The organism is Paenibacillus sp. ClWae2A, assembly GCF_032452295.1.
Classification (GTDB): Bacteria; Bacillota; Bacilli; order Paenibacillales; family Paenibacillaceae; genus Paenibacillus.
Genome location: NZ_JAULSQ010000002.1, coordinates 596419 through 609925 on the forward strand (window position 1 = coordinate 596419; position 13507 = coordinate 609925).

14 protein-coding genes are annotated in these 13507 nt (G+C 45.8%); 7 read left to right on the forward strand and 7 right to left on the reverse strand.

The window, feature by feature from the left end:
• Nucleotides 1-17: 17 nt before the first annotated feature.
• Nucleotides 18-1229 (forward strand): MFS transporter, encoded by a 1212-nt coding sequence (locus tag QVE09_RS08710; RefSeq protein WP_315936493.1) that lies wholly within the window; start codon nucleotides 18-20, stop codon nucleotides 1227-1229.
• Nucleotides 1230-1335: 106 nt separating this feature from the next.
• Here the strand turns inward: QVE09_RS08710 and QVE09_RS08715 are convergent, their stop codons facing one another.
• A complete protein-coding gene (locus tag QVE09_RS08715) occupies nucleotides 1336-2538 on the reverse strand; it encodes a cytochrome P450 (protein ID WP_315936494.1) in 1203 nt (400 codons plus the stop codon).
• Between the two features lie 486 nt (nucleotides 2539-3024).
• Between QVE09_RS08715 and QVE09_RS08720 the strand changes: the two genes are divergently transcribed.
• Nucleotides 3025-4236, forward strand: coding sequence for an asparaginase (locus QVE09_RS08720; protein WP_315936495.1), 1212 nt, complete (start codon nucleotides 3025-3027; stop codon nucleotides 4234-4236).
• A gap of 519 nt (nucleotides 4237-4755) precedes the next feature.
• Here the strand turns inward: QVE09_RS08720 and QVE09_RS08725 are convergent.
• Nucleotides 4756-5388, reverse strand: coding sequence for an O-methyltransferase (locus QVE09_RS08725; protein WP_036610944.1), 633 nt, complete (start codon nucleotides 5386-5388; stop codon nucleotides 4756-4758).
• Nucleotides 5389-5627: 239 nt separating this feature from the next.
• Here QVE09_RS08725 and QVE09_RS08730 point away from each other — a divergent pair, with 239 nt between their 5' ends.
• The 4 genes from QVE09_RS08730 (at nucleotide 5628) to QVE09_RS08745 (ending at nucleotide 10325) form a co-directional block, all read left to right on the forward strand.
• Complete coding sequence (locus tag QVE09_RS08730) at nucleotides 5628-6782, forward strand: THUMP domain-containing class I SAM-dependent RNA methyltransferase (protein WP_036609715.1); 1155 nt, start codon at nucleotides 5628-5630, stop codon at nucleotides 6780-6782.
• A 215-nt stretch (nucleotides 6783-6997) separates the two neighbouring features.
• Nucleotides 6998-8998 carry an LTA synthase family protein gene (locus tag QVE09_RS08735; RefSeq protein ID WP_315936496.1) on the forward strand — a complete coding sequence of 667 codons (2001 nt, stop codon included), beginning with the start codon at nucleotides 6998-7000 and terminating at the stop codon, nucleotides 8996-8998.
• A gap of 81 nt (nucleotides 8999-9079) precedes the next feature.
• On the forward strand, nucleotides 9080-9508 hold the full coding sequence (locus tag QVE09_RS08740; protein ID WP_315936497.1) for a cytidine deaminase: 429 nt from the start codon (nucleotides 9080-9082) through the stop codon (nucleotides 9506-9508).
• A gap of 82 nt (nucleotides 9509-9590) precedes the next feature.
• A complete protein-coding gene (locus QVE09_RS08745) occupies nucleotides 9591-10325 on the forward strand; it encodes a DsbA family oxidoreductase (RefSeq protein WP_315936498.1) in 735 nt (244 codons plus the stop codon).
• 284 nt (nucleotides 10326-10609) lie between these two features.
• On the opposite strand, the gene QVE09_RS08750 is transcribed toward QVE09_RS08745, so the two are convergent.
• Together QVE09_RS08750 and QVE09_RS08755 are read right to left on the reverse strand one after the other, a co-directional pair.
• Nucleotides 10610-11440, reverse strand: coding sequence for an aldo/keto reductase (locus QVE09_RS08750; protein ID WP_315936499.1), 831 nt, complete (start codon nucleotides 11438-11440; stop codon nucleotides 10610-10612).
• A gap of 173 nt (nucleotides 11441-11613) precedes the next feature.
• A complete protein-coding gene (locus QVE09_RS08755) occupies nucleotides 11614-11895 on the reverse strand; it encodes a hypothetical protein (protein ID WP_036609724.1) in 282 nt (93 codons plus the stop codon).
• A 150-nt stretch (nucleotides 11896-12045) separates the two neighbouring features.
• Here QVE09_RS08755 and QVE09_RS08760 point away from each other — a divergent pair, with 150 nt between their 5' ends.
• Nucleotides 12046-12444, forward strand: a complete 399-nt coding sequence (locus tag QVE09_RS08760) for a hypothetical protein (protein ID WP_315936500.1) — start codon at nucleotides 12046-12048, stop codon at nucleotides 12442-12444.
• Nucleotides 12445-12544: 100 nt separating this feature from the next.
• On the opposite strand, the gene QVE09_RS08765 is transcribed toward QVE09_RS08760, so the two are convergent.
• The 3 genes from QVE09_RS08765 to QVE09_RS08775 all read right to left on the reverse strand — a co-directional run bounded on the left by QVE09_RS08765 (nucleotide 12545) and on the right by QVE09_RS08775 (nucleotide 13490).
• Nucleotides 12545-12766, reverse strand: coding sequence for a YuzB family protein (locus QVE09_RS08765; protein ID WP_017689421.1), 222 nt, complete (start codon nucleotides 12764-12766; stop codon nucleotides 12545-12547).
• Between the two features lie 21 nt (nucleotides 12767-12787).
• On the reverse strand, nucleotides 12788-13090 hold the full coding sequence (locus QVE09_RS08770; RefSeq protein ID WP_036670085.1) for a heme biosynthesis protein HemY: 303 nt from the start codon (nucleotides 13088-13090) through the stop codon (nucleotides 12788-12790).
• A gap of 142 nt (nucleotides 13091-13232) precedes the next feature.
• Nucleotides 13233-13490 carry a hypothetical protein gene (locus QVE09_RS08775; protein WP_017689423.1) on the reverse strand — a complete coding sequence of 86 codons (258 nt, stop codon included), beginning with the start codon at nucleotides 13488-13490 and terminating at the stop codon, nucleotides 13233-13235.
• Nucleotides 13491-13507: the final 17 nt, after the last annotated feature.

Genomic DNA, 13507 nt, shown 5'->3' on the forward strand with positions numbered 1-13507 from the left:
AAGGAAGTGAAAGCACTTTGAAAACGTGGAAAGTAAACCTCATTGTGCTTTGGTTTGGACAATTTTTGGTCAATTCGGGCATGACCATGATTACCCCATTTTTGTCTCTTTATCTCGCAAGAGATCTTGGCGTTGTTGGCGAACATGAAATTGGCATTTGGGCCGGATTTATTTTTGCAGCCAATTTCCTCACCTCATTTTTGTTCCAACCACTCTGGGGCAAGTTATCAGATAAGTATGGTCGAAAAGTTATGCTGCTGCGTTCGGGATTCGGGATGGCCATCGTAATTGCCCTTATGGGTCTGGCGCAGAATCCCTGGCAGCTTCTCTTATTGCGTTTGCTTAACGGTACAATCTCCGGTTTCAATCCAGCGGCTGTTGCGCTGATATCGGGTACCACCCCGAAAGACCGCATGGGTTTTGCCATGGGAATCAGTCAGTCCGGGCAGGTTGCCGGCACAATTCTGGGCCCACTCATTGGTGGCTTGTTAGCGGATGCGGTAGGCTTCCGCCCCATTTTCTATATTACAGGTGGACTGATCTTTGTTGCTTCCATGCTCGCCATGTTCCTGGTGAGAGAGAAATTTGACCGTCAAGAAGCAGCTAAACTACCGGCACAATCCGTATTGTCCGGTCTGAAGGAGCTGAACAAGTCACCTCAACTACCTGCACTGTTTGCTGTGACGTTTCTATTGCAGTTTGCGATGATTAGCCCCATGTCACTCTTGCCGTTGTATGTACAAAAATTGCATGGTTCGGATGTAAATGTGGCCTTCTGGGCAGGACTTGTCGGTGCAGTTACGGGACTATCCAATATGGCGATGTCTCCGATTCTCGGCAAGCTGAGTGACCGAATTGGTCCTCACAAGGTGCTGACGTTCTCCCTCATAGGAACAGGACTCATGCTTATTCCGCAGGCATTTGTTCAGACCGTGTGGCAGCTCATTCTTGTTCGATTCATGATGGGTGTGTTCATGGGTGGCCTGCTTCCAAGCGTTAATGCCTTGATCCGTTCCTATACGTCCGATAGCATGATCAGCCGTGCATTCAGTTTTAATACGAGTACTCTGGCGCTGGGCAACATGCTTGGAGCGATCATTGGAGGTTTCATGGCAGGATTCATCGGGATCGAAGGTCTGTTTATCGTCTCTGGCGGACTACTGCTGCTTAATATGGTTTGGGTCAGATTCAAATTGTATAACAAACCTGCTTCTATTCGGCAATCCTGAGTCCCTATCCATTTTTTAACTAGTCGATATAAACGTTTTATCAGAAAAAGCCGCTTCCAGCGCCTAATTGGCCTGAGAGCGGCTTCTGTCATTCATGTGCCATTCATTATTTATTTATTAGATTGTATTGTATCGGATAATGCTTCACACCAAACACAAAGGCACTTTGTATCGGTTGCAGAGCCGTTCCCGGCACAAGCTGGATGTTTCCCATGTGCTGAAGCAATGTATGAAGAACTACCCTTGCCTCCAAACGAGCGAGTGGTGCACCCAGACAAAAATGAATGCCAAAACCAAATCCCATATGCCTGTTCGGCTTGCGATCAGAGATGAACTCTTCCGGGTCTTCAAATTGGGCACTGTCCCGATTGGCTGCTCCAACCCAGGAAATCACTTGCTCTCCAGCTTGAATCGTCTGACCATTCAACTCTACAGTTTCCTTGGCGACCCGCCCAATCGCAACAATTGGCGGATAATATCTAAGCGTCTCTTCAATCGCAGAAGTAATCCGTTCAGGATGTTCGCGCAACTCCTGTTGCAGTTTGGGTTGTTCAGACAGAATACGAACCGCATTGGTAATCAGGTTGGTTGTTGTTTCATTACCGGCCGCAAGCAAGAGAATACAGAAGCCCACCACCTCATCTGCAGTCAACTTCTCACCATCAATCTCCGCAGCAAGCAATAACGAGATCAGATCATCCTCTGGCTGCAACCGACGTTCTTCCATAATGTCAGTGAAATAGATATGCAGCTCCTGCATATTTCTTTTCTTCTCCTCCAGTAACTCCTGAAAGGCCTGTTCACTATCATCACGCGCGCCTTTCACCAATACATCAGACCAGTCTTTGAATTTTTGACGATCCGCCGCAGGGACTCCGATCAATTCCGCAATCACAATGACGGGCAATGGTGTTGCAAGATCATCAATAAGTTCCATATGTCCTTCTGACAGATGTGGAGCAATTAACTCATCTGTGATTTCCTGAATACGGGGAGCCAACGCTTCAATTGCCTTGGGTGTAAACGCCTGGTTCACCAGATCACGCAGCTGTTTGTGTTTGGGAGGGTCTGTCGTCAACATGCTCGTATTGGCACGATCACGTGCAGAAGAGAACAGTTTCGGATTTTTCAGAACGTACTTCACATCTTCGTAACCGAAAACATCCCAACATTCTCGATGCTCATCATATCGGACTGGAGTGTTATCACGAAGTTCTGCATACACCTTGAAGGGAGATAACCTCTCTTCCAAAGTCTCCAGTTCCCGAATCGGAATGTAATTTGCATACTTTCTCGGTGCCTGTTTCATCGTTTCTCCTCCAATCAATATTATATATTTATTTACATATGTTGATCACCCCTATTATAAACATAACTCTATAACGAAACCAATCTTTAGACCGTAATTGAGCCCCATTACCTAATATGCGTTACTATCATCCTCTCATTCTGTTACCTACTTCTGATATGAGTCCCAATTCGACAATTTTTTATTAGAATACTTCGTTTTATCAGGACAAAAGACTCATTATGTAATATTAACTAACATTATAGGGACTTATTTTTCTTCAAAACTACTAAAAACAGCTTGTTTCTATCTCTACTAAAATGAATAATCTTTCATAATTCCTTATAAACAATCACTTTACTCTCATTATCTATGAATGTAAACGATTACTCTACCCTCATCTAAGTTTGTTATATTACTTAACATGAAATACAATCAATTTGAAATGGTATACATATTCTTCTTAACAAACTTAACATCACACTTACTTGAAGGAGAGTGCTATTCATGAGAAAAACATCAAATCTTCGTCCCTGGGCCGTATGGAGTACCGCAGCTTTAACAGCACTAACCATCTCGTTGTCCCCTATTGGAACCTACGCTGCGCACGCAGCTACGGTAGAGGTGAAAGGCACAACAGGCGCTGTTCAGACAGCAACAACTACTCCGGCTCGCAATACTTCCATCCCTGCAATACCAGACTCTTCCAAACAATCTGCACTTCCTAATGTATTGGTGATCGGAACTGGCGGAACGATTGCCGGTCAATCCGAGGATGCCACCAGCTTCCAGAATTACAAGGCAGGTACACTTCCCATTGGAGAGATGGTAGACGCCTTACCGGATAAACAGAAGATTGCTGATGTTAGCACGCTCCAATTCGGAAACTCAGGTTCAGGTTCCTATAGCATGGCCGACCTCTATGACTTGTCGCAGACGGTAGACAAAGCTCTGGCAATGTATGACAGTGTTGTCGTTACCACAGGTACAGATACAATGGAGGAAATCGCTTATTTCCTCGATATGACTGTTCAAAGTGACAAACCCGTCGTGATCACAGGCTCCATGCGTCCGTGGACCGTCATCGGCTCTGACGCTCAAGCCAATCTGTACAACGCAATCAAACTTGCAGGTAGTGGTCGTACCACTTCATTTGGCACAGTACTCATGTTGAATGACACAATACAGCTTGCTCGTGGTGTAACCAAGACAAATGATTATCGGACAGATACGTTTGAAACGCCGATGCTCGGCGCTGTAGGATATATTGATGAAGAAAACATTCGAATCTACCGCGCTCCTGCACGTGCCTTGAAACCTGAAGGCACAGCGAAGCCCGTATTTGATCTAAGTAAAATCACAAAGGCAGATCTGGCCAAAGTAGAAATTGCGATCTCGTATCAGGAAGCTGGCGGCGGAGCCATTGAAGGATTCGTGAGCAGCGGTGCCAAAGGAATTGTGACTTCCGGTACCGGAGCTGGCGGTATCTCCAGAGCTATGGGACAAGCTCGTACCAAAGCCATTGAAGAAGGTGTCATCTTTGTGACCACCACTCGGACGGGTTCAGGAAGTGTGTATGGCGGCGGCAAAGGTATCATTGCAGGCGACAACCTCAGTCCACAACAAGCTCGTGTATTATTGATGCTGGGTTTGTCCTTCAGTGATGATTTTGACACCATCAAAAAATGGTTTGAAACGTACGGAACACCTGAAGTATAAATAAAACTACTACAACGATATCTGTAAATACAAAGAAAGAGACGACACTCCCTGTGCTTCAAGGTGTGTCGTCTCTTTCTTTGTGTGTTTTCAGATTTTATGATTATTTTTTTAGTTAAATAAAACCTGAACAGATAAACAACAAAGAAAACTAGGGTTGCAATATGTAAAATATAAACTGGCAGTATTAAAAAGGGCGTGTATACGTTAAGAAAATGAAATACGAAACCCGAGATCAGAAGCAAAGAAAGAAAAATGAATAAAGGTCTCAATTTAACACCTCCATATATAGAAATTTATAACTTCTTATATATAATATTACCATAAAATTATCTGGAAGTTAGTTATGATCTCTCCTTCGCTAAAAAATCAATTCATTTTTAGATAAACTTCAATAAAAACTCATTCTCAACAATCAATATTTTTTACACTAAGAAAACTCCGTACAGAATCACGCCCCCCTCACAAACATAAGAGCGTGAGATCGTGTTCCGTCGGAGTTTTATCATTAGGGGATCTTCACTTCACCCAGGCAAGTACCAGCCCATCGTAATCGGGCAACATCGTCGTCACAAGACGCGGGTCACTTGCCATCTGTTCATTGAAGCGACGAACAGCAAGCACGGCCGGGCCCTGCTTGTCCGGATTCAGCGTACGACCACGCAGGAAACAATTATCACCTACAATGACAGCACCTGGCCGGGCCAGCTTAATGGCATAGTCAAGATATACCGGATAATTCTCCTTATCTGCGTCAATAAAGAAGAAATCGAATGTGCGACCTTCCTGCTCCAATTGCTCCAGGCTGTCTGCCGCCGGGCCAATGCGATATTCCACCTTTTCGCCAAAACCGCCTTCTTCCAGATGACCACGCGCCATTGCGGCATATTCCTCTTTCAGTTCCAGCGAAGTCAGGGTTCCATTCTCACGCAAACCGCGTGCAATGCAGATCCCGCTGTAACCGCCCAGCACACCGATTTCGAGCGCAGCTTCCGCTTTGGATGTCTTGGCCAGAAACGTGAGCAGACGTCCATACGCCGCCGCAACGGAAACTTCAGGCATACCGTTCGAACGGATGGCCTCTTTCACTTTTAGCAAAAGATCATCCTCTTGAAATAATTGATTTACATATTCATCAGGGGTCAGATTCACCACTAAAATCCTCCTTGGACACTTGGACTGCTTTCCATATGGATGCCAATGTTCTATAATAAATGTTTGTTATCAACACAGGCGGTTGACTGATGCATCACTTCGAAAGAGGAGTGCATACGTTCACCGCATTTCTCATTGTAAGTTTTTTCACGGAAAGCGGCAAGGCCGCACCGTTACTATACAGCAGAGAGAAGGATTTCCCTTCTCCGGCTTGAAATGGAGTTGAAATGAATCACATGGCTCAATTGCAATTGATTGCAACCTCGGCGATGGGACTCGAGGCTGTTGTTGCCCGGGAACTAAAGCAACTGGGGTATGAAGATGTTACGATCGACAACGGCCGGGTCTTCTTTACAGGAGATTATATTGATATTTGCCGTTGTAACCTGTGGCTGAGAAGTTCGGATCGTGTATTGGTGAAAATGGGTGAATTCCCTGCAACAACATTCGACGAATTGTTTGAAGGCACCAAAGCACTGCCTTGGGAAGAGTGGATTCCAGCCGACGGCGAATTCCCTGTAGAGGGTCGTTCTCAAAAATCCCAGTTAAGCAGTGTGCCTGCATCACAAGGGATCGTGAAAAAAGCAATCGTAGAGAAACTGAAGCTGACTTATGACACAGAGTGGTTCCCAGAGGATGGGTCTCGCTATGTGATTGAGGTCATTCTGCTGAACGATCGTGCCCTGCTTACTTTGGATACGACGGGACCAGGTCTGCATAAACGGGGTTATCGTAAACTCGTCACCGAAGCGCCACTCAAAGAAACACTTGCTGCAGCTCTTATTCAGCTCAGCCGCTGGAATGTATCCCGCCCATTCTATGACCCGTGCTGTGGATCAGGCACAATGCTGATCGAAGCCGCTATGATCGGCTGGAACATTGCACCAGGACTTCGTCGGACCTTCAACTCTGAGGACTGGGCTGTCATTCCTGAAGAATTGTGGGAACAGGCGCGCGAAGAAGCATTCGATGCTGTACGTGACGATGTCCCGTTACAGATTTCCGGTAGCGATATTGATCCTGAAGCGATTGAAGTTGCTATGGCAGCGATCAAAAGTGCTGGGTTCGCCAAAGATATTGAAGTCAGCGTCCTGCCCGCTCATCGCGCAAGACCACAGGGTGAATATGGTGTCATCATTACCAATCCCCCATATGGTGAACGTTTGAGTGAAGAAAAAGAAGTTCAGAAGTTGCTCCGCTCATTAGGGCGCAGTTACCTCGACATGCCAACATGGTCCTTTTTTGCAATCACGTCGACCAAAGCTTTTGAGGAGTATTTCGGCCATAAGGCAGACAAACGTCGCAAGTTGTTCAACGGACGAATTGAAACCCAGTACTATCAGTACTTGGGCCCACTGCCTCCACGAAATAAAACACCACAATCTTCATAATTGTTTCCAATACAAAGTGCTCCTGCCATCCATGGCCGGGGCGCTTTTTTTGTGCGCTTTTCTGGTCATATGAATTCACCGACTTCGGTCTTCGCTTCCGCAGAAATCAATTCTTCCTGAGGCATAGTTGAAAACCCTTGAGGCCACGCTATAATGGATGGAGCCCTATTTTACATTCCGATTACAAAACAACAAAAAGCAAGGGGGACATACATATGGTTGTCACTCGGCCTACGCGCAGCTCCATGCCACGCGGGCTTCTAAATCATCCACTAACGTTATATCTTATTTTTCTTGTGCTCATGCTGCTCAAACTCATGTGGCTCCATCACAATCTTCACGCTTATAACATTACGATGGGACTGCTGGATAAAGTCATTGCCATTGGATCATTACTACTCCTGTCCTTCTGGACCTGGTGGCTGCCACGTAGAGGCATGATCGTTTCTCTCGCCGCGCTTAACCTGCTGCTTACCGCACTAATCTACGCCGATATGGTGTATTATCGCTATTTCCAGGATTTCTTGACCATCCCGGTTTTGTTGCAGGCGAGACAAGTTGACGCATTGGGGGACAGCATCGCTACACTGATCTACACAAGTGATCTCTGGTTCTTTGCCGACTGGCTTGTCGTCATTCCGTTCGCAGCTATCGTACTGTTCAGCAGACGTTACCGTTCGAAGCACTCCAGTACGTCTGTTCATGGTTACGGGAGTTATTCGTATAACGATGGCAAGGCACGGTTACGCCGTCGTCTCACGGCTGGCAGCATCGCCCTTGTGCTGGGACTTGGCCTCGCTGTTGGCCCGATTTATTTTTATAGCAAAACATGGGCCAAAGGCCTGTTCGATAACAACTGGTGGAATGTATCCATGTACAATGTGACCGGACTGCTCGCTTTTCACGGTTATGATCTGTACAACTATGCCAAAGACCACATCGGCTCCGGGCCACAGGCTGAACCCGCTGATGTTGAGCAAGCAAAAGCGTTTTTCACTGAAAGGCAAGGAACTGCTCCGCAGAATGATGCCTTGTTTGGCAAATATAAAGACAGCAACGTCATCATTGTTCAGGGTGAGGCTTTTATGAACTTCATGATTGGTCAGAGCATTGGCGGTCAGGAGATCACACCCCATTTTAATGAACTAATGAAGGAAAGTCAGTATTACAGTCACTTTTACCACCAGACCGGTCAGGGCAGAACATCAGATGCCGATTTTGGAGCAAACATTTCCCTACATCCACTTCCGGTTGGATCAGCGTTTGTACGCTATGCAGACCATACGTATGATTCCCTTCCTTCCATTCTGAAGGATAACGGGTACAGCACCAACGTATTTCACGCTTATGAGAGTGGCTTCTGGAATCGGTATACGATGTATCAGAACATGAAGTACGACAAGTTTTATAGTAAAAATGATTTTGCACAGGATGACCCGCTTGGCTGGTCCCTGTCTGATGAATCCTTTTTCCGTCAATCCGTTGAGAAAATGAGTAGTGATGTGACCGAACCGTTCTATTCCTTCCTCATTACACTCAGCAGTCACCATCCATATGCCCTGCCTAAAGAGAAACAGCAGCTGGATGTAGGTGAGTTCCAGGGAACAATGTTCGGAAACTATCTGCAATCCGTTCATTATGTGGATTCGGCGCTCGGCAAGATGGTGGAGGATCTGAAAAATCGGGGATTATGGGAAAATACCATTTTTATGTTCTACGGAGACCACGACAACTCGATTAAGGAACAATCACAATACGAACAGTTTCTGGGACGTTCGCTGAACGAACTGGATATGGCACAGATCATGAACGAGGTTCCCCTGCTCGTGCATTTACCAGACGGAGCAGCTGCCGGAACCATCGCCGAACCTTCGGGACAACTGGACATCACGCCATCCGTGCTACATCTGCTCGGCGTGTCCGACCAGTCCTATTATCATATGGGCAACGACGTATACGATGGGTCTGCACGTACAGTTGTGCTGCGTAATGGTGCATTTTCGGATGGTTCTGTATTCTATATTCCATCGGATGATTATATCTACGAGAATGGCGCTTGTTATGACCTGTCAACACGTGACAAAACAGATATCAATGCTTGCCGTCCAGGTCATGATGAAGCAGCCAAGCGATTACATGTCTCGGACACCGTAATTACCTATGATTTGATTCAGCGCTTTCGAAAGGAAGACAGTGGAGCAGCAACATCTCAATGATTAATATCGTAATGACAAACTAAACAATACACGAAATGAATTGAATTTGTATTTGCATTTAAAAAGGGGAACTTGTATTACATGACATTACACACTGAACCACTTAATATGGAACAGAAATTGTTCGATGCAGCCGCAGAATTTGTGAAGCAACGTTATCCTCAGGGATGGGGTGGCGCAGGTGCCGTCTATACTGAAGCCGGTTCCCTGCTGATTAGCGTAGCGCCAGAGGTCATCAACGATGCCACACATCTATGTATGGAAACAGGGGCTTATCTGGAAGCCCACAAATTGAACGAACGCGTCACCCACTCCCTCTGTATCGCTCGTGATGACGAGGATTCAGAATTTAAGGTCCTTACACCTTGCGGTGTATGCCAGGAACGATTATTTTACTGGGGCGAAGAAGTCAAAGCTGCCGTATACGACCCTTCTGGTCAACTGGTCTTCAAGAGACTGGATGAGATTCAACCTTATCATTGGTCCAAAGCATATCGAGATAAAAAGTAATCTCCTTGCGAATTATAGAAAGTGGCTTTATAATTGTAACTATATCAGTTTCAACTATACGGATGATGGAGGTTTTCACATAATGAATATTGAGATATGGTCTGATTTTCTGTGCCCATTCTGTTATATCGGCAAACGCCGCCTAGAGAATGTACTACAACAGTTTCCACACCGTGATGAAGTGAAGCTGCAATTCAAAAGCTTCGAGCTTGATCCAAACGCTGCATTGAACCCAGGCAAAACCAATTCGGAATATCTGGCTGCCAAATATAATATGAGCGTGGAACAGGCCAAAGGTATGAATGCCCAGATGAATGCCAATGCTCGTACGGCAGGACTGGAATACAATATTGATGCCATGATCCCTACGAACTCCTTCTCAGCTCACCGCTTGACACACTGGGCAGATACACAAGGCAAAGCGCTTGAACTGAGTGAACGGATATTCCAAGCTGTGTTTATTGAAGGTAAACACTCCGGCGACCCTGAAGTGTTGGCTCAGTTAGCGGAGGAAGTCGGCTTGGATCGAAATGCAGCTACGGCAGTGCTGTCCAGTGATCAATTCACCGACAATGTCCGCGCTGACCAAGCGGAAGGCGAGCAACTTGGTATCCGCGGTGTACCTTTCTTCGTATTCGACCGCAAGTTCGCCGTATCTGGCGCTCAACCTGACGAGGTGTTCCTGGATGCCATTCAAAAAGCATGGGACGATCGTTCCCCTTTCACCATGGTTGAATCCAACACAACAGAAGCAGACGGCAGTGGCATCTGCACAGATGACGGTTGCGCAGTTCCCCCATCCGATTCAAATAAATAACACAAAAGCAGCAGGATTCAGGGATACTTCCCAATCCTGCTGCTTTTTTTATATGCTACACACCACTCAAGCTCATTGTATATACTTGTGTTTGATGAACAGTTACTGTGGAGGGGACGGAATCGATTCTGAAGAAGCGTAGCGTGCGCCTTTGTATCCAAATTTTATCCTCTGAAAAGAGGAATCAAAAAAATTTGGAGACAACAGCGATCGAAAGAACGATCTGTAACCGGAACCTCCACTAACTTATCATCAAACACTTATATTCAATTAGCGCCACCCACTCAATCCCAAAACAGTTGATCCGGATGTGGACCCGTCCGCTTATCCGAATCCAGTGCATCAATCTGTTTCAACTCATCCGGTGTCAATTCAAAGTCAAAGATGTCCGCATTCTCACGAATACGATCCGGGGTAACCGACTTCGGAATCGTCACAATCTGATTCTGGATGTCCCAGCGCAGAATGATCTGTGCTGGTGTTTTCCCATATTTCTGGGCCAGCGCTTTGAGGGTAGACTCTTGGTTCAGCTTGCCTTTCATGATCGGGCTCCAAGCCTCCAGTTGAATTCCCTGCGCCCCGCAGAAATCCTGAAGTTCCTGCTGGATCAGACCCGGATGCAGCTCTACCTGATTTACCGCAGGCACCGTTCCGCCCTCATCTATGATATCTTGCAAATGATGTACTTGAAAGTTACTCACACCAATCGCACGGATGCTTCCTTCGCTATATAGCCGTTCGAATGCTCTCCACGTCTCCTTGTACTGGTCTCTGCCAGGCCAGTGAATTAAGTAAAGATCAATCACATTCAGTCCAAGTGCCTTCTGACTGGCTTCAAATGCTCTTAACGTTGAATCAAATCCCTGATCCTCGTTCCAGAGCTTGGTCGTCACAAACAGTTCGTTACGGGCAACACCACTGCTTGCAATAGCTTGTCCCACTTCTTCTTCATTGCCATAGATGGACGCGGTATCAATACTTCGATATCCAACCTCCAAAGCCGTCTCGACCGCCTGTTGTACTTCCTTACCTTTTGCTTTATATGTTCCAAATCCTAGCCATGGCATCGTTACTCCGTTGTTCAGAATTGTACAATCTGTAATATGTTTTGTCATTCTGTACCTCCCGTATGGAATTTTGCCTGCTCTTGTTCTATTAACCTTCTCACAGAATTTTAAGCGACCATTCGACATACTGTCGGAGTAAACCCATGATCGAGAGTCTTTGCAAAAGATATGAAAAACCCGCAAAGCATTACTGCCCTGCGGGTTCTGATGTGACAGGAACGTTATAAATCCCCTTGACCGTGCTGACTCTGGATTGAATTCAATCTTCTCTTCTCCTCGATGAACATTTCCTCTGCCAACTCAACACCTTGCCCTCCGAGTGAAAGCTCTGCTTGTCGCATTGCCTGCTCCGTGTGTGCCAGACGACGTTCCGCCTGTACAATGGTCTGTGCCGTCGGATGAGACATGGCCTGAGATACAGCATAATGAAGCTTGTTCACCGCATTTTGCGCCTGAGATACGGTGGTATCGGCTTGCAAACTGGAATCATAACGCTTCGGCATGAGTATTCCTCCTTGGGATTATCATGTTCCTGTTACCCTTTTAGGATGGATAACACAAGCCTTCCTTATTCTTCTTTTGTGTTTTTATCGTAACATTAATTGATTACGCTACGTTTATTAGATAATCATGCCGAATCAGGAGGAATTCATTTGAAGAAAATAATACTGACACTTTGCATGTTGCCCTTGCTCATTTGGATACAAGGCTGCTCTCCTGCAACATACGAGATAGAAGGATATACAGCGTCATCCATGAACCCAGACATTCCTGTTCCAACCAATGCAAAGCTTATTGAAAACATAACTTACTCCGATGATCCCAACCTTAAAAAAGGCGTTAAGTATGAGCTGAAACATATTGGGAGTGAGCAAGGACTATACCCCCCAATGGATTATTTTCAGAAGTTAGCGGATACAGGTTGGGTCGAATTGGAGGAAAAACGACTCGGACATGTACATTTTCTGAAAAAGGATAATACCGTCATCGCCATTGAAATTCGAGAAGATTCCTTCCAAATTACTGAAATGATGGAGGATGCCGCATTTTGAAGCAGCCACTCACTATTATCCAAACGCAAAAAAGGAGAGGCACGTAGCCCCTCCTTTCTGATGTGTGGACAGTTTTCTCCACTCACCTTGTTATATCCTGTTACTTCACGAACTTTGCGACTTTGGCGAGCACTTCTTCTTCTGTCGGTGCACTGATATACCGACCGTTGATAAAGACAAACGCACGTTTCGCGCAAGGACCGCAATAGGATTTGCACCCAATCTTGATCTCCGTGTCTGGAGCCATTTTCTGCAACTTGGGCACAATCGATTTCAGTCGGACATGATTACACTTTTCGCATACGCGGATATCGTTAGCCATGAGTTCCCCTTCTTCGCGCCCTTAGTGGTCGCCGTGATTACCTTGGGACGGATTCGTAATAACAAATCCCTCTTCCGGGAAGTAGAGGTAGTCAATTTTAACACCGTTCAACAAAGGCTGATCATTCGCGAGAATGACATCAATCTCTTTATCCGTAGATACAACCGTATCATTTTCTTTAGGTGTGTCGAGATCAAGCCCGTAGTGAGCATGGTCACCATGTGCATGTGTAATGACAACGCGCAGTTTTTTTCCTTCGTTCTCCGGCTTGTCCAATTCAAGCTTCAATACTTTAGCAGCATTACGCGTAATTTTGCAGTTCATTCTCTTCATCTCCTATATTGTAATTGCTGGTTTCAACAATTTCAGCATTCTTAAACTACAGCATCTATTGTAAAGAAAGTTACCGCTCTTCGCAATAACATTGATGCGAATTCAATGTTAAAATGATCCATTGGGCTACAAACTAAGAAGGCGCCCCCTCCTGAAGCACAGGATATTTACGTTCTGCCCGGCTTACAAACCAGTTCATCAGAATCAAAGTGACCCCGATATCATCGATGGGCATAAACGGCATCACGTCAGGAAGTACCCAGTACAACAGCGCTGGAATAATAAACAACAGCTTTTCTCCCAAAGGAATCTGCGGAGCCCGGAGCAGCCGGGGGAGCCTTTTGAAAACTTGTGTCCATCGTTTGAACGACAGCAGTCTTCTCCACTTCATTTGAATCCCTCCGTAAC

What these genes read in the sequence shown, in the direction of transcription:
- QVE09_RS08715 (WP_315936494.1), bottom strand. Translation starts at nt 2,538, where the DNA reads ATGAAACAGGCACCGAGAAAGTATGCAAATTACATTCCGATTCGGGAA.
- QVE09_RS08720 (WP_315936495.1), top strand. Translation starts at nt 3,025, where the DNA reads ATGAGAAAAACATCAAATCTTCGTCCCTGGGCCGTATGGAGTACCGCA.
- QVE09_RS08730 (WP_036609715.1), top strand. Translation starts at nt 5,628, where the DNA reads ATGGCTCAATTGCAATTGATTGCAACCTCGGCGATGGGACTCGAGGCT.
- QVE09_RS08735 (WP_315936496.1), top strand. Translation starts at nt 6,998, where the DNA reads ATGGTTGTCACTCGGCCTACGCGCAGCTCCATGCCACGCGGGCTTCTA.
- QVE09_RS08740 (WP_315936497.1), top strand. Translation starts at nt 9,080, where the DNA reads ATGACATTACACACTGAACCACTTAATATGGAACAGAAATTGTTCGAT.
- QVE09_RS08745 (WP_315936498.1), top strand. Translation starts at nt 9,591, where the DNA reads ATGAATATTGAGATATGGTCTGATTTTCTGTGCCCATTCTGTTATATC.
- QVE09_RS08750 (WP_315936499.1), bottom strand. Translation starts at nt 11,440, where the DNA reads ATGACAAAACATATTACAGATTGTACAATTCTGAACAACGGAGTAACG.
- QVE09_RS08755 (WP_036609724.1), bottom strand. Translation starts at nt 11,895, where the DNA reads ATGCCGAAGCGTTATGATTCCAGTTTGCAAGCCGATACCACCGTATCT.
- QVE09_RS08765 (WP_017689421.1), bottom strand. Translation starts at nt 12,766, where the DNA reads ATGGCTAACGATATCCGCGTATGCGAAAAGTGTAATCATGTCCGACTG.
- QVE09_RS08770 (WP_036670085.1), bottom strand. Translation starts at nt 13,090, where the DNA reads ATGAACTGCAAAATTACGCGTAATGCTGCTAAAGTATTGAAGCTTGAA.
- QVE09_RS08775 (WP_017689423.1), bottom strand. Translation starts at nt 13,490, where the DNA reads ATGAAGTGGAGAAGACTGCTGTCGTTCAAACGATGGACACAAGTTTTC.